The sequence below is a fragment of the Mesomycoplasma bovoculi M165/69 genome, assembly GCF_000524555.1.
Lineage (GTDB): Bacteria > Bacillota_I > Bacilli_A > Mycoplasmatales > Metamycoplasmataceae > Mesomycoplasma > Mesomycoplasma bovoculi.
The window spans coordinates 455359-472527 of sequence record NZ_CP007154.1 but is presented as its reverse complement, the minus strand read 5'-3'; the positions used below and the strand labels follow the sequence as shown (position 1 = coordinate 472527).

Below are 17169 nucleotides of genomic sequence, written 5' to 3'. Positions count from 1 at the left end.
AGTCTTAAATTCCCATTTTTTTCTGATAATCTTCTAAATTTCCGCGGAAGAAAAATGAAGAATCATCACGAATTTCTAAAATAGTTGTAGCAACTTCTTTTATCAAAGTTCGATTATATGTTGTAAAAATCATTCCTGAGTCAAATGCCTTTGCCCCTTCAATAAATGAGTCAATAGATTCAGAATCTAGGTGGTTAAGAGGTTGGTCAAAAATTAAAAAGTTAGACTCACCTAACATCATTTTGGCAAACATGAGTCGAACTTTTTCACCTCCAGATGTAACCTTTACATTTTTGAAAACTTGTTCACCACTAAAGAGCATTCGACCTAAAAAACTACGCATTCTATGATCTGAATTGTCTTGATTTTCTTGAACAGAATTATTTAGCGGTCACTTGCTAAGTCAAGTTAAAAGATTTTCATCTTGCTCAAAAAAGCTATCATTATTTGAGGGAAAATAGTCAAATGAAATTGTGCTTCCTCAAGTAATTGTTCCACTAGTTGCTTGGTCTTTGCCGGCCAAAATATCTAATAATTTAGTTTTCACAAGGTCATCTTCACCAAAAATAGCAAGTTTTTCACCTGGCAATAGATTAAAAGAAATATTATCAAATAAAACTTCGCCAGTTTGTGGATTTTTATAAGATAAATTTTCGACATTTAGAATTTGTTTTCCAGGTCTAGGATGAACATTGAAACGAATAAATGGGTATTTACGTGAGGAAGGTTTGATTTCTTCAAGTTGAATTTTTTCTAAAGATTTTTTACGCGAAGTGGCTTGACTTGACTTGGCTGCATTGGCTGAGAATTTGGCAATAAATGCTTGTAATTTGGCAATTTGCTCTTCTTTTTTGGCATTGCTATTTTTAACCATTTCTTTTAGAAGCTCAGAAGATTGTTTTCAAAAACTATAATTTCCTGTAAATAATTTAATTTCATTAAAGTCAATGTCAACAATGTGGGTACAAATTTGATCCAAGAAATCGCTATCGTGGCTAACGATAATAGCTATATTTTTATAGTTAATTAATAATTCTTCAAGTCATTTAATAGCTTTAATATCAAGGTGGTTTGTTGGTTCATCCATAATTAAAATATCCGGTTCACCAAACAGTGCTTTTGCTAAAAGCACTTTAACTTTGTGAGCAGATTTTAGGTTTTTCATTTGTTGGTTTCAATATTGTTTTGGTACACCAAGACCTGATAATAAAATTTGGGCATCATTTTCAGCATTTCAACCACCTAAAGCCCCAAATTGTTCTTCTAATTCACTTGCTCGATGATAATCTTCTTCAGTAGCATCAGGGTTGTTATAAATTGCATCTTTTTCTTGTTGAATCGAAAAAATTTTTTGATTACCCATAATAACTACATCAGTAACATTGTAGTCATCAAATTCAAAGTGATCTTGTGATAAAGTTGAAATTCTTTGTTCATTTGAAATGATAATTTCACCTGAAGTTGGTTCAATTTGTCCTGAAAGAATTTTCAAAAATGTGGATTTACCTGCACCATTGGCACCAATAATTCCATATGTATTACCTTCGACAAATTTCAAATTTCCATTTTCAAATAGTTTTTTGTCAGCAAAAACTTTAGATAAATTTCTAATTTCTAGCATTATATTCCTTAAAATAGCAAAAAATAACTATATTATTATAGTAAGAAAACTAAAAAATAAATAATTATTTAGCTTTATAAATGGTTTTTTCTTAATTTTAATAGTTTTCACTACTTAAATTATCTTTATTTTCAATATCTCCAAAAGATTCCATTCTAGATTGATTTTTAATTAAATCAATGAATTTTTTACATTCTAAAAAATAGTTTAGCTTGTTCTTATTTGTGCTTATGGTGTTTTGTAATTGAGTTATATCTTGATTGGAAGATATGAAGGTGATTTTGTCATTGTGAAAACTTCTAGAATTTAATATTTGATTAATTAACTCTGTAGTTCATAAATTCAAACTTTCAAAGCTAACACCATCTAAAATAAAAACATCAGCTGTTTTTATTTTTCTAATAATGTTATAATATTCACTTTTTGGCTTGCTATACATTCATCAATAAAAATCTTTCATATCGAAATACACAACAGTTTTTTCTTTTTTAGCAAACATTATTGCTAAAAATTTTAATAAAGTACTTCTTCAATTGCTAGTACCACCATATCAAAAAATTCACTTATTTTGTTTTAAAATTTTGGATAAATTATTTTTGTAAAAAGTGAAAATTTTAGATAAATCAGGTGATTTATCAATATTTTTGATTTTCTCAAAAATATCTTCATATTCAGCAAAACCTTCTTCTTTATAGATTAAAAATCCTCGAAAATCAACTTCTGGTTTGTTGATAAAATAAACTTTTCTAATTAATTTATTTTTGTTATTACGCTCAATAGTAAAATTCAAATTTTTATCTTTATTTTGTAGTTGAACTAAAAATAAGGAAATATGTTCTTTAAATTCTTCAAAACTAATGTTTAGTTTTTTTACAATTTCTTGTGTTTCTGGATTATCTCAAATTTCTTGTTCATTAATTTCATTAGTTGATTTACTTAAATCAAGATTCAAAATTGAAGATAAATTATTAGAACCCATTAAAATCATCCTTTACCATTTTGGAGGTCATCGTAAAAATTTGTTTCAGAATCATTTTTGCTGTAATCATCACTATTATTTGGTTTTGCTTTATTAAATTTTTGTAGCTTAGCATCACTGTTAAAACTAAAATCTGGTTCAAAAATAGGTTGGGTAACTTTTTTGTAACGATATTTTTCTTCTAATTCAACTTTAACATCATTTTCACTAGTAACACCATTTTTGTAAAAATCATTAACTACTTTACTAAAGTATCTTTGGTTGACTTCACCACCATTAATTTTGTAACAAAATTCAATAAAATGGTTAATACTTACATGGGTGTAACCTAATTTTAAATATTTTCGAAAGTGATTTTTCAAACTAGGCATCGGATCTCGTCTAGATAAAAATTGAAAAAACTGCACATTGTCCAACATTTTTTTAGCATCTCTAACGCTCATATCAACCAAATTAAAATTTTTAATTTCACTTGTTTTTTCATCCAATTTTTCTAAATTGTAGCCAAAAACTTTTCCATAATTGTGCGAAACATCCTCTAACCCTTTTAGTATTGATGTTTTTTGATTAAATTTATCAAATAGTTCATCAACCAAAGGTTTTGAAATATGTTTTGTTAAAAGTTGTGTAATATATTGATTCTCTTGTAATGCTTGAACACCAATAGGTTTTAGCAATTTAATAAAAAATTCTTTTGTTTTTTTGTTGTAAAAAGTAGAAATGAGCCCCAAAGCTTCAAAAATTTTTTTTAAACTTTCAAAAACAACAAAATTAATTTGAAACACCCTTTCTAAAATTTCGAAATTCATAGGCATATCACCTAAGGTATAAAGGTAGTGATAAAGAACAAAACCATCTTTTTTAATTATAGGGAAATAAAAATACAAAACAGTTTGCAAATCACTTCAGCTTATAGACTGCTCATTGACAACGTGATATTTATCCATAGTGATACTTTATTTTATATTTAATTAAAAATGTTTTGGAAAAAAGTGAGAAAAAATCCATCTTTTTTCCATTCTTCATTCTTTATTTCAACATCAAAATTTGCAATTTCCTTTTTATTTAATGAGTTATTTAGTTTGGCAGCTAAGTTTTCCACATTTTTTTTGCCAATGTTAATAACTCTTTGCTCTTCACTAGTGGAAATCAATATTACTTTGCTAAAAAATTTTCTAAAATTAGCATTTGGACTATCAATATTAGGAATTTCAACAAAGTCGAAATGATTTTGACTTAAATAATTTTCTAAAATTTCGTAAACTTTTGATTCTATTAAATTACGATTTAATTCTGATTGTGTTATAAAGACTCTTAATTTGTCTTTGTTCACACCCTCTTTTGTTACTAAATTAGGATCTATTTGCTTTATAACGTTGTATCCTAGTTGACCGACCAGGTAAGAATTTTTGAAAAATTCATCAGTGTATAAAACTGAATAGCCATACTTTTCCACTTCTTTTAAAAAGGTTGTTTTGCCACTTGCATATTTTCCAATGATAGCTATAGAAGGTTTTTTTAAAATAAACTGCTCAATTGTTTTTGCAACTCCGCGATGTTTACCAAAACCTATAGTATCAGCGATATTTTTTAATCTTTTTGAACCTGATTTCATTGCAATAAGATTTCCAACAATACCTTTGCAAGTTGCATCATTCATAGAATCACCAATGTGAACTGTTTGTTTTAAACTAACTTGTTCTTTTTCGGCAATAAATTGAGCCGCAAGACCTTTAGATGCATTTTTGTCTGTTATTTCTAAAGCAAAACCCTTGCCTATTCAAGAAATATTAAGATTATTTAGAAAATGTGTTTTTAATATTTTTTTAATATGTAGAATTTTTTTTCTGCTATGGCATATAACTAAAATTTTTTCAACATCTAAGATTTGGATTTTTTTGCTAGATTTAGGTCTGAATTCACTAAATAAAGAAAAAATGTGTTTTCAACTTCCCTTGCCATAAATTGTTTTATCATCAAAGGCAATAGTTGCTTTATTTTCAAAAGCTATTTCTGTGATTTGCTCAACAATAGTTTTTGAAATAGTGTTATGTTTGATCAATTTGAAATTGCTATCGAAAATAGTACCACCATTTTGACAAATATAGTATTTAGCTTTTATTTTTTTACCAATAGATTGAATTTTTTTGCTCATTTTGCGACCAGTGGAAATCACAATAATGCTAGAGTTTGATAATTTTCTAACTGCTCTAATGTTTGCATTTGATACAACGGATTTAACACCATAACCAAGATCCAAAAGAGTTCCATCCAAATCAATAAAGGTTATCTTGTATTTCATTATATTTTTTGAGTGGTTCCTTGCAATTTTTAAAATTATACTAAACTTTTTTTTATTAGCTTTACTAAAATTTAAATTTTAAAATTTTAAAATGCATTTTTATCCACTTTAAACTGTGTTTTTTAGCAACTTATTGTATAATTAATAGTTTGTAAAAAGTTCAAGGAAAGGCAAAATTATGAAAAGTTTACACTTTTTTAAAAAAGTTGCAAAACTAAATTCAAAAAACCAACCAAACCTAAATAATGATGATGAATCAAAAAAAATATCTAAGAAGAAAAAAATTATTTTTTCCACTCTAGGTGTTGGTTCTTTAGTGGCTATAATTGGTGTTGGTATTGGTGTTCCTATTTCAGTTGCTTCTCAACAAGGTCAAGATGCAAAACTTCGCAAGTTGAGTGATGTAGCTGTTGTGCTCAAAAGTAAAAATGGTTCAAATGATATTACAGTTGGGCAACTTTTGAAGATTTTTGAATCAAATCCAAGTAAAGAAAAAGAAGATTTTCAAGAAGCTAAAAAAACTTTAATCAAATATTTGTATGATCAAGAATATGAAGCTTCTAAACTTTTTCAAAAAGCTTGGGATAGTTCTAACACTGATAAAACACAAAATAATTCTCGAAAATTTGAACTTCAATCTTATGATGAAATTAGAGATTCCCAAAAAAAAGTTTTAGAAGATGAAAGAGCTAGATACCAAAAAACATATGGTTTTAACAATTGAGAATCTGAATTTAATAAACATTTAAATACTGATCCTCGTTTTGGAAATGCAACAACTTTTGATCAAGCTGTGGATAATTTAACAATTTCTAAAGCAACAGATATTGCTTTTGCAAGATTTAAGCTCAATTTTGATACAAGTTTTACTCGTGATGACATTGAAAATCGCATTGTAGGAGCTGATATTGTTGATAAAAATAATAAAGTAGTTTTTGCTAAAGGACAAAAACTATTTAAAGATATTTTAGTTTTTGGCGAAAATGCTATTGCACCATCAATTGTTAGTCCAAATAATGGTGCTGTGGCAAAAGATCAAGATAAAAATCAAAAAGTAGCAGCATTTTTAACTAAATCATTCATCAAAAAATATATGAATCCAAAAACAATCATTGATGAAATTTATAGCGATGCAAATGCCCCTCTAAAAAATAATTTTTATTTTTATGATATTTCACAACTCACTTTAAATGCCAAACCTGATTCTAAAGATGCAAATGCCTCTTGAACTGTTGATAAAAAAACTTTAGAATTTTTATTAAGTTACCGTCCATTGAGTGAAAATCAATCAGATAATGCTTCAAATGTTGAAAATAATTTAGAATTAATTCAAAAATTTCAAGGTGGATTGTCTGATGATGTTAATCAAAATTTAAATGATAGAATTTTATTAAGTACTTTAGATTATTCAAACAACAAAAAAAATGCTAAATCATTAGGTCGTGTTGGTTTAGAAAGTCGTGAAGAGTTATTTAACAAAAATGATGCAAGTTACTTTTTATCATTTCTAAACAGTTTTCAGCCAAAAGAATCTAGTGACATTTTGTCTAAAACATTGTTTGACAACTTAAAAAAATCTATTTTCAAAGATCATGAAAGTCTTTTACCTAACCCATCATCATTAGCTGGTAAATCATTAGATGAGATAAAACAAATTAACTTTGAATTAAAACAATTTATTGAAGGCCTAAGTGATAATGATTTGAAAGAAGTTGGAAAAGCATTCCGTGACACATTTGGAGTATCACAAACTGATGGTCGGGTTAAAACTAGCTATAAAATAAATGATAATTTAAAATTAGTATTAAATTCAAATGGTTTAAATGCTGTTGCTTTTAAAACAATAACTAATTACAATGATTTTTATGCAATTATTAAAAAACAATTACAACTAAAAGCAAATAATTTAATCGATTCCAACATTGATAGTACTTTAGATTTAAATAGTATTTTTAGCACTATGACTGATAATGACTTTATTCAAGCACTTGTAATGCAAGATCCAGATTATGTTAAAATTTTGACAGATAATTCAGCATCTAACATTAAAAAAAATCCAAACTTTATACAATCAGTCAAACAAACTGCAAAAAATTATTTAAATTCATATTTAATTAAGCAAGTTTTAAAAATCAATCAAAAAATTCAAGATTATATTTTACAAGTAACAAATAATAATCTAAATTCTGATTACAAATATGATATGGCCAAAGAACAATGAGAGCTAAGTTCAACACCAGGCGTTGAGCTTAGAGATCAAATTCTAAAAGATCTTGAAACTACATTTGGAATTGGAACAGGGAGAAAATAATGTCTAAATTGAAAAAAATTATTTTACCATTTGTTGGATTGCCATTAGCCACAGCCTTTGTATCATGTGGCACCATTGTTGATGCAGGTGTTAAAGCTGAACAAGACAAAAAATTAGCATCACAGGAAACTACTAAATTTGTTCAAAATGCATATATTGAAAACATTTTGAGTCATAAGTTTTATCCAAATGGGTCTTTAACATTACAACAAAGTTTTCAAGATACTAATTCAGCTTTTTTCAAAGCATCATTAGCTGCTTTTAATTTTTATCAAGATTCAGAAATTGCTAAAAATCCTACATTCAGTTTGGAATTGCTAAGTAAATTAAGTGAAAATAATGCACTAGCAAACGCAGATTTGGCCAATTTAAGAACACAAGCCGGTTGAAACAAAAAATTTAATACCGCTGGTTTTATAACTTTATACAATAATTTTTCAACCGGAATTCGTGAAATAGTTAATAAAATGCTATTAGTGAAAGGATATTTGCTTAATTTAAATGAGCAAGATATAACTTCATCTTCTAGTTACAAAGATGCAATGTCTGGTTCAGGTCTTAAAGAAACTTATGAAAGTATTAATCCAAAAAATAGTGATTTTTTCTTATTAGAACTAATGCTTACCAAACAACCAGCACAAGTTTGAAAATTTGAATCAAAAGATCCTATTGACATTACAACTTTAAGCCAACTTCGTGTTCGTGATGTTACTTCATTTAACACTTTTTTACGTAAAGGAGATGCTACAAATAATGCTCTTTTAACTAAAAAAGAACAAGCTTATGAAAATATTGGAACAAATGACAAGCAAGTTGATACAACTAAACTTTTTGGATATAGTGGAATTTTGTATAATCAAGGAAACTCGACTCCACTTGGAGATTTAGACTATAGCCTAAACTTTTTAAAATCTCAAGGTGAAGTTCGTTCAGGTTTTGTTGACCCTAAAACTAACAAAATTTGGTCAAGTGCACAAATTGCAGCATATAATACAATTAACTCCACAAAAGTTTATCCATTAACTTTTAGTGCTACATTTGACAAGAAAAAAACTAATACACAAATAACAACTAGTGATGTAAGTATTAATCACGAAAATTATAGTGTTGTTAAAGTTTATCCAAGTAGCGGGAGCAACACTCGCAGCGCTACAGCGGTTGTTAAAATTAATTTAGGAACAACTAATTTATATTACTCAATTGATTTTAATTGAGATGAAAAGCAAATTAATCAAAGTCCTGAGTTTCCAACCACAGGTACACAACTAATGAATCTTACAAATGGACTTCCAAGTGTCAATGATAATTTAGACCAAATTAATATTCGTTTTGTTAATAAAATTACACCAATTTACCAAAAAGATACTACATCTAATAAGTTTTATTTCTCTTTAGCAAACACTCCATGAGCTAGTGATGCTTCTAAAGAAAAACTTGCTTATTTATTTTATTTAGCTGATCAAAATGGGATTTATAATAGTGCTAAAAACTTTTTTGAAAGTCAAGGTTATACAATTGATGTTAAAGATAGCACTGTTAAATTAAGTTAATATGGAAAACAAAGACTTATTTTTAAAAATTATTAATCGTGAATTACCAGCAACTATTTTGTATGAAGATGACAAAGTTATTGCTATTTTAGATAAATTTCCACATCAAAAAGGTCATTTTTTAGTAATTCCTAAAATTTATTCTCGTAATTTGTTTGAAATTGATGATCAAACCTTAGCTTATGCAATGATTAAAGCAAGAGAACTAGCACTTGAACAAGTTAAATTATTAGGTGCTAAAGGCTTTAAATTATTAGTGAATAACGAATCAGTTGCTAATCAACAAATTTTTCATACCCACATTCACATCATCCCTTTTTATTAATTGACTATTTCAATTTTAAAAAAGTTAAAAATTACTAAAAAATCTATATACAATATAAACTTGTATATAGATTTTTTAAATTTTTTGCTTGTCATTTGCAAAAAAAAAAAAAAAGTATAATATGCCTTATTATGAATAAAAAAAATTAATTTACTAATTATAAAAATAATTTTTTGAAAATTATAAACCAGAATAATGCAAAATTTAATTATTTTAAGGTTGACTAATAAGGAACTTTTACCATAATGACTATACAAATTTTTAAAAAACTTAGTGAATTAATATTAAAATTTAACAAGGAAACAAATTCAAATTTGCAAATAATTCTTAAAGGCAGTGTCTTGTTTTGACTTGATCATCAAACAAACGATAACGCTCCTGGAGATTTAGATGTAATTTTATTTGAAAATAGCTTTGAAAAAAAGCTTGCTTTTCTAAATTTTTTAGAATTAAATGCCAAGATAGAAATTATAAAAAATGATGGTAATTTATTCATTTTTAATTTTGAGAACATAACTATCGAAATTATTTTGCTCGAATATTTAGATAAAAAGTTTGCAACCAACTCACAATGAGAAGGTATTTTATTACTGAAAAAGAAATGATTATTTATCCAAAAACTTCTTGCTCTTCCTTATATCATGAGTGATTATTTCCCTCATGATAGAGACAAAAAGATTCGTCGCACACTTGAGCAATTATCAAAATGAAAAAATATAGTTGATTTAGATTCTTTATATGATGATGAATCAATTGGTTTTTTAAGGTCTTGTTTGTGAAATAGTTTTTTTATTTTCTATAAATATAACTATAAACAAATGTTAATTTTTGACTATGGTAACAAAGAAGATTACATGAAAATAACAGATGACCAAGAAGTCATTGACATTATTGTTAAATTTTATGATGCCTTTTCAGCTGATGAAAAAATACAACAAATTGTAAAAATTGGTGAAAAAATTCTAAATCACAAAGAAGCAATTACTGATTTTTTATTAAATAATTATCAAATCCCTTCATTATCAGGAGCCGAATCAAAGTTTCTAAGTAGCATTTTTGAACTTGATCATAATAGCGATTCATTGAATTTATTTTATTTTAAAAAAAATAATGAAAATAAAACTATATTTGTCAGTCATTGCGATGAAACTGGTGGCGTGGTTATAGGCAATAATGTTTATAATCTTGGTACACATAATTGAATTTCAGCTAAATATGATTTATATGATCTTGAAGGTAAATTTATTAAACAAATAAATGCAAATCAAATAAATGATGAAAAATATTCAAAAGAATTTCAAACAAAGGTTGCCAGAAATAGAGTAAAAATAGATGAGCAAAATAGCAATAATCAAATTTTTCAAATGGTCTCAAGTCAAAAAGCTGAATTTGATGATTTCTATTTTACCACAAGAAATCATGATAACCGCATTAATGTGCTTGGGCTTAATTTTTTAGATAAAACAAAATTATCTAATATTAACTATTTAATAACAACTAGAGAAGAAGTTCAATTACAATCATCTAAAACATCACAAGTTAAACAAATGATAAAACAAAATAAATACATTTACAATTTGGAAGTATCAAAACATCCAAATTGGGATAATAAAAACCTTTTAATTCGAGTAGCAGATTTTTATGCAGGAATTAACACAAAAATGATTGCTAGAATTACAAAAATATTCAATGATTATGCTATTCCTTTTAAATATTATTTTGGAGCTGGTTCAACCGATCAAACTGAATTTCAATTCGAAAATTCACTTACACTAGCAATTCCAGCAAATGATGTCCACTCATATTCATCCAAAATCTTCAACAAAAATATTTTTTATATGCTTTTTGCCATTGCGATTTTAAATGATGCACTTTCGTAACAACCTTTATAAATATACAAGTTCTTTAGCAACTTCTTTAATAGGATCTGAAGCATTTAAGTTTGCTTCATCTTTGTATGTTTATCACATTACTGGAGATTTTTGACTAGTTTCTATATTATACTTGTTGATACAATTACCAACAATTATTGTTTATTTTTTTAGTTCTAAAATTGTAACACTTTTAAAAAGGTTCACTAGCCGCCTAATTTTGCTTATTTGTGACATTCTTAGTTTTTTATTGCTAATCTTGTTAATTGGTATGTTTTTTGGCATACGCAATAGTTATATTTTTTCTATTTTATTAATTGCTATATCCTCTCTTTTAGGATTTGTACACTCCTTTAGATTTATTTATATTAAAAATATAGTCTACTATATTGCAAAAGATGATCAGCAAATGTGAAAAATGAATATTGGCTCATCATTTGCTACATCAATTGGTTTTATGGTTTCGCCAATTTTATCTTTTTTTATTTATAAAAATTTAGATTTTTATTATTTAATTATTTTTAATTGTTTCACCTATTTACTGTCTGGTTTTCTATACTTATCACTAAAAACACACAAAGAAAAATCTGTATTTGTTACAAATGCTATAAAACCAACTAGTATAGTTGTTACAGAAAACAAAGCATATAAAAAATGAATTTATGTGCTTAGTGCATCGATGATAATTGGTATTTTTATTTATCCTCGTGCAAGTGGTTTGCCGCAGTACTTTAAGTTAATGCCAGAGTTTTCAATTGATACTTGAGCTTTTTATATCAACATTATATTTTCAGCTAGTGCCTTAATTTCTTCAATAATTCAATTTAGATTAAAAAAATCAAGCAAATTAAGGTGTCTTGAGTTTTAACTATAATTTCACTATCTGGACTAATTTGACTTTTAGGTTTATCGTTTATAAAAGATCAAATGACAAACCTAATCTTATTTTTAACCTTTAGTTCTGTCCAACAGTTTCTATTTTCTTTATTTTTAAGTCAGTATTATAGTTTAACCTATGAATTATTTGATAATAATACATTTCACAAACAAAATGGTATTTCTTTAAGTTTTAGAATTATATTCAGTTCTTTATTTGTATTATTATTTACCTACCTTGCAACAATTTGAGCTTTATATTCCTTTGTTGCTTACTTTATTGTAATTGTAATTTGTACAATTTTGGTTTGAATTTACCAACCAAAAATAAAGAAGAATAACGTAGTTATTAAAGACACAAATAAATTTAGAAAGTAAATAAATTGTGTTATACTCAAATTTAATAATTTCCAAAATTATTTCGATAATCAGTAAATATGTTTTTTTTAATTATGTGATTTTTTATTAGTAGTTTTTATATATGTTTATTCATATAATTTAAAAAATGTATGACTAGATTATTAATTAAAAATTTAAATTACATACTGTAATTATATTTAATAGTAATTAGTATGCTAGTTATTATTACTTGATCTAACAGGTGAAATTATTCATATTCATTATGCTAAATACTAAAGATTAACTATAAATTTTCTTATAGATTTAAAGTGAATTTAGTTGTATATATCAAAACTATAATATTTAGTGAAGATTTTATGGTTTTTTAAATAATCTATAAAAATCTTTATATCACAAACTAACAATTTTATTAGTTGTTAATTATTTAATAAAATTTAAAAATCCAGAATAATTCTGGATTTTTAAAATATTTGTTTTTATTGGCTATTTATTTGTTGATTAATTTCCTCTATTGTTTGTAATTTAATGGTTTGATCTTTTTGAATAGCTTTTGAGGCATTGAACACAAGAGCTTTACCATCTAATGGTACATCAATAATTTCTTTATTTGATTCAATAATAATTTCGTCGATTCAAAAATCTTTGTTAAAGTTAGCTTTATTGGGACCATTAAGATCAGTTGAAAAATCTATTTTATCATCATATGCATATATATTGTGTTTTTTATAGTAAACAATATTTAAATCAAAGTAAACAATTCCACCATTTTTCTTGCTTTTGATAAGAACTCTAGCACTTTGATTGTTATTAAAACGAGAATTCATATTAGAACCTTTAAATATAAAGTTAAAATCAGCGTGTTTGTTCTTTTCTGTCTTTAGTTCTAATTTTTCAACAGTTATTTTATTTTCCTCTTTTTTACCTTCTTCTATTCTTAATTTGTCTCAAAAATCTTTAAGTTTTTTGTTAGCAGTAGTTAATTTAGCCACACTAGGATCTTGACCTAGTTCAGACTTAATTTCTATTAATTCAGTTTTTTTAGAAGGAAAGTTTTTTTCCACTATATCAGCAACATTAGTGAATTTCGAATTTAATTCAGTTTCTTTTTTCTTAATTAATTTTGTAATATCATTGGTAGCTTTTTCTAAATCTTCAATAGTTGAAGTAGATGAAATCTTATCATCTATGGTTTTTAGTTCAACATTATCTTGCCCTAATTGTTTAAGAGATTCTCGATATGTTTCATAATATGCAACTTTTTTTGCATTATATTCATCTCGCTGTTTTTCGACACTAATTTCAATGCTTTTAGTCTCTTCAACTTTTCCACCACTTGGAGATTCTACTTTATCTTGTTGTTTTTGAGTATTACTATCTTTTTGTGAATTAGCTTGTGATTCCATTGACTCTGCTGCTTTATTGTTTTCTTCAATTTTTCCACCACTTCCAGACTCTGCACCATCTTTTTGTTTTTCTTCAGCACTATCTTTTGGCACTTCTACTTGCCCACTGTTTTCTTTAGTTTTTTCACCACTTCCAGATTCTACAGGATTTTGTTGTTTTTCTTTAGTTAATGCAGGAATTTTTTCTTGTTCTTGTTTTTGTTCTGGAGTTGGTTGGTTAGCTTTTTGTGATAAAGGCACAGCAATACCGGTGATTGTTGAACCAGCAAGAACTGTAGAACCAATTATAATTAATTTAGTTTTTTTAATCATTAATCTCCTTTTTTTAAAAGACTATTTATTCATATGAAACACACTATATATATGTGTATTTTGATTATTGTACTTTAAAAAAAAAAAAAAAACAATTTGTGTCACTTTCTTCAAACTAAGGTGCAAAAACATTTCAAAAAAACTTGACAAAGTCAAGTTAATGTTAAAAAAATAGAAAAACATTTAAAGTTAAAAAAAGTCAATTAAAGATCGCTAACTTTGAAATATTTTATTTGACATAAAATTATTTTAAACTTGCTAATAATTATTAACAATTTTATTTTATTATAGGATACAGTTACATCTACTCAAAATCTATATATATTTTGAAGCATAAGTTTATAAAACTATATTTGTTTATTATTTAAATATTTAATTAATAATTCAATAACACATTTATAAGATTATTAAATAAATAAACTATGTATTTTAATAATTAAAATAAAGGAATAATTAAGAAAGTTTAGCTAAAAGCAATGGATTTAAACTATCATAATTGAATATATTGATATTAGTTTTAATCAACGATCTATAAACTTTTTATACTTTATAAATAAATCAAGGGATAAAAAAATATATAAAAAAATGCTAAAAAAGACTATAGAGCTTATACTTTCTTTTCCTATTCACTTTTTTTGTTAAGGATAATAAAAAATCCATTTGAGTTCAAATGAATTTAATATTTTCTAAGATTTGTTATAAAAAAAATAATATGTTTTTATTGAACTTTTACTGTTTTACTATCTTTTTTTAATAAATTTGTTTCAGAAGGATCTTTTGATAATCAAACTTTTGTAACTTTGTATGTTCCTTTTTCGTCATTGCCACCATAACTTTGGTCTGAAGTAATTTCAAATGAAACATTACCATTATGTTCATCTAAATAATTTAAATAATAAGAAGTCTGATGGTTTTGTTCAACTTCAGCTGCTTGTTCAATATATTCGCGAAGTCCTTTTTCTAATACAAATTTGAGTCTATCATTTTTTATTTTATCATATGTTGTTTTAGATGTTTGTAATCTCAAGAAAAAATATTTATCTCTAAAGTAAAGGTTAACAGGAGTCAATTGTGATTGCAATTCAGTTCCCTTTTGTTTAATAGATTCAATGGTGTCATGCTTTTCAACTTTCCCACTAACTTCTGGACCATTTTGTTGGTTTTCAGTACCATTATTTTTTGAATCTACTTGTGATTTCATTGGTTGTGCTGCTTTATTATCTTCACCACTTGCAGATTCTGCACCATCTTTTTGTTTTTCTTTAGTGCTATCTTTTTGCGAATCTACTTGTCCCTTGTTTTCTTCAGTTAATGGAGGAGTTTTTTCTTGTTCTTGTTTTTGTTCTGGAGTTGGTTGGTTAGCTTTTTGTAAATCATCTTGCTGTTTATTTGTCTCTACTTGCCCACTGTTTTCTCCAGTTTTTTTACTATCATCATCTTGTTGTTGTTCTTGTTTTTGTTCTGGAGTTGGTTGGTTAGCTTTTTGTGACAAAGGCACAGCAATAGCAATGATTATTGAACCGGCAAGAACTGTAGAGCCGGCTATAATTAATTTGCTTTTTTTAGTCATTAATCTCCTTTTTGATTTTTAAAATACTATTTATTCATATGACTGTATGTAGCATTTTGGATATTGTACTTTAATAAAAAAAAAAAAAAAAAGCAATTTGTGCCACTTTTTTAAACTAAGGTGTAAAGCATTTCAAAAAAAGGATAAAAAATATATATAAAAAAATGCTAAAAAAGACTATAGAGCTTATACTATTTTTTCCTATTCACTTTTTTTATTAAGGATAATAAAAAATCCATTTGAGTTCAAATGGATTTAGTATTTTCTAAGATTTGTTACAAAAAATTAAATGTTATGTTACTTTGATGGAACCTCTACTGTGTCACTATTTTTATCTAATAAATTTGTTTCAGAAGGATCTTTTGATAATCAAACTTTTGTAACTTTGTATGTTCCTTTTTCTTCTTCTTTATCACCATATCTTTGGTCTGAAGAAATTTCGAATGAAACATTACCATCACTTTCATTTTTTAAATTTAAATAATAAACATTTTGATTACCATATCCAAATTCAGATGCTTGTTCAACATATTCGCGAAGTCCTTTTTCTAATACAAATTTGAGCCTAGCTTGTTTTATTTTCTCAAATGTTTCTTTAGATGTTTGTAATTTCAAGTAAAAATATTTATCTTTAAAGTAAAACTTAACAGGAGTTAATTTTGATTGCAATTCTTTTATCTTTTGTTCACTAGATTTAATAGTGTTAGAATCTTCAACTTTTTCACCAACTTCCCCATTATTTTGTTGATTTTTATTACCATTATTTTGTGAATCTACTTGTGATTCCATTGACTCTGTTACTCTATTATTTTCTTCAGTTTTTTCATCACTTCCAGCTTTTTCACCATTTCGTTGTTCTTCTTTAGTGCTATCTTTTTGTGGATCTACTTGTGGTTTTGTCTCTACTTGCGCACTATTTTCTTCAACTTTTCCACCACTTCCAGATTCTGCACCATCTTGTTGTTTTTCTTCAGTATTGTCTTTTTGCGAATCTACTTGCGGTTTTGTCGACTCTGCTGCTTTGTTATCTTCTTCAGTTTTTTCACCACTTCCAGCTTCCGCATCATTTTGTTGCTTTTCTTCAGTGTTATCTTTTTGTGAATCTACTTGTCCCTTGTTTTCTTCAGTTAATGGAGGAGTTTTTTCTTGTTCTTGTTCTTGTTCTGGAGTTGGTTCGTTTGGTTTTTGTGAATCTACTTGTTGTTCTTGTTCTTGTTCTTGTTCTTGTTCTGGAGTTGGTTGGTTAGCTTTTTGTGACAAAGGCACAGCAATAGCAGTGATTACTGAACCAGCAAGAACTGTAGAACCAGCTATAATTAATTTGCTTTTTTTAGTCATTAATCTCCTTTTTAATTTTTAAAATACTATTTATTCATATGACTATATGCAACATTTTGGTTATTGTACTTTATAAAAAAAAAAAAAGCAATTTGTGCCACTTTTTTCAAACTAAGGTGCAAAAGCATTTCAAAAAAACTTGACAAAGTCAAGTTAATGTTAAAAAAATTACATCTACTCAAAATCTATATATTTTGAAGCATAAGTTTATAAAACTATATTTGTTTATTATTTAAATATTTAATTAATAATTCAATAACATTTATGAGATTATTAAATAAATAAACTATGTATTTCGATAATTAAAATAAGGAAATTAAGAAAGTTTTAGCTGAAAGTAATAGATTCAAA

12 protein-coding genes are annotated in these 17169 nt (G+C 26.3%); 5 read left to right on the top strand and 7 right to left on the bottom strand.

Features of this window, described 5'->3' with window-relative positions; genetic code table 4:
* Positions 1 to 4 precede the first annotated feature (4 nt).
* The 4 genes from MYB_RS01900 to MYB_RS01885 form a co-directional block, all read right to left on the bottom strand.
* Positions 5 to 1621: an ABC-F family ATP-binding cassette domain-containing protein gene (locus MYB_RS01900; RefSeq protein ID WP_022935457.1), complete on the bottom strand. Its 1617-nt coding sequence runs from the start codon at positions 1619 to 1621 to the stop codon at positions 5 to 7.
* A gap of 97 nt (positions 1622 to 1718) precedes the next feature.
* On the bottom strand, positions 1719 to 2609 hold the full coding sequence (locus MYB_RS01895; protein ID WP_022935458.1) for a P-loop NTPase family protein: 891 nt from the start codon (positions 2607 to 2609) through the stop codon (positions 1719 to 1721).
* Complete coding sequence (locus MYB_RS01890) at positions 2600 to 3547, bottom strand: replication initiation and membrane attachment family protein (RefSeq protein WP_022935459.1); 948 nt, start codon at positions 3545 to 3547, stop codon at positions 2600 to 2602. Before MYB_RS01890 ends, MYB_RS01895 begins: the two co-directional genes overlap by 10 nt.
* 20 nt (positions 3548 to 3567) lie before the next feature.
* Entirely contained in the window at positions 3568 to 4902 is a 1335-nt protein-coding gene (locus MYB_RS01885) for an HAD-IIB family hydrolase (protein WP_022935460.1), read from the bottom strand.
* A 178-nt stretch (positions 4903 to 5080) separates the two neighbouring features.
* Between MYB_RS01885 and MYB_RS01880 the strand changes: the two genes are divergently transcribed.
* The 5 genes from MYB_RS01880 (at position 5081) to MYB_RS01860 (ending at position 11827) form a co-directional block, all read left to right on the top strand.
* Positions 5081 to 7213 (top strand): HinT-interacting membrane complex protein P80, encoded by a 2133-nt coding sequence (locus tag MYB_RS01880; RefSeq protein WP_022935461.1) that lies wholly within the window; start codon positions 5081 to 5083, stop codon positions 7211 to 7213.
* Complete coding sequence (locus tag MYB_RS01875) at positions 7213 to 8763, top strand: HinT-interacting membrane complex lipoprotein P60 (RefSeq protein ID WP_022935462.1); 1551 nt, start codon at positions 7213 to 7215, stop codon at positions 8761 to 8763. The genes MYB_RS01880 and MYB_RS01875 overlap by 1 nt, the downstream gene beginning before the upstream one ends.
* A 1-nt stretch (position 8764) precedes the next feature.
* Entirely contained in the window at positions 8765 to 9088 is a 324-nt protein-coding gene (gene hinT / locus MYB_RS01870) for a histidine triad protein HinT (protein WP_022935463.1), read from the top strand.
* A 245-nt stretch (positions 9089 to 9333) separates the two neighbouring features.
* Positions 9334 to 10968 (top strand): zinc-binding metallopeptidase family protein, encoded by a 1635-nt coding sequence (locus MYB_RS01865; protein ID WP_022935464.1) that lies wholly within the window; start codon positions 9334 to 9336, stop codon positions 10966 to 10968.
* Positions 10952 to 11827 (top strand): MFS transporter, encoded by an 876-nt coding sequence (locus tag MYB_RS01860; RefSeq protein WP_051122435.1) that lies wholly within the window; start codon positions 10952 to 10954, stop codon positions 11825 to 11827. Before MYB_RS01865 ends, MYB_RS01860 begins: the two co-directional genes overlap by 17 nt.
* 844 nt (positions 11828 to 12671) lie before the next feature.
* Here the strand turns inward: MYB_RS01860 and MYB_RS01855 are convergent.
* The 3 genes from MYB_RS01855 to MYB_RS01845 form a co-directional block, all read right to left on the bottom strand.
* Entirely contained in the window at positions 12672 to 13910 is a 1239-nt protein-coding gene (locus MYB_RS01855; protein WP_022935465.1) for a hypothetical protein, read from the bottom strand.
* 718 nt (positions 13911 to 14628) lie between these two features.
* A complete protein-coding gene (locus MYB_RS01850; protein ID WP_025279629.1) occupies positions 14629 to 15480 on the bottom strand; it encodes a hypothetical protein in 852 nt (283 codons plus the stop codon).
* A 297-nt stretch (positions 15481 to 15777) separates the two neighbouring features.
* Positions 15778 to 16818, bottom strand: coding sequence for a hypothetical protein (locus MYB_RS01845; RefSeq protein ID WP_022935700.1), 1041 nt, complete (start codon positions 16816 to 16818; stop codon positions 15778 to 15780).
* Positions 16819 to 17169 lie beyond the last annotated feature (351 nt).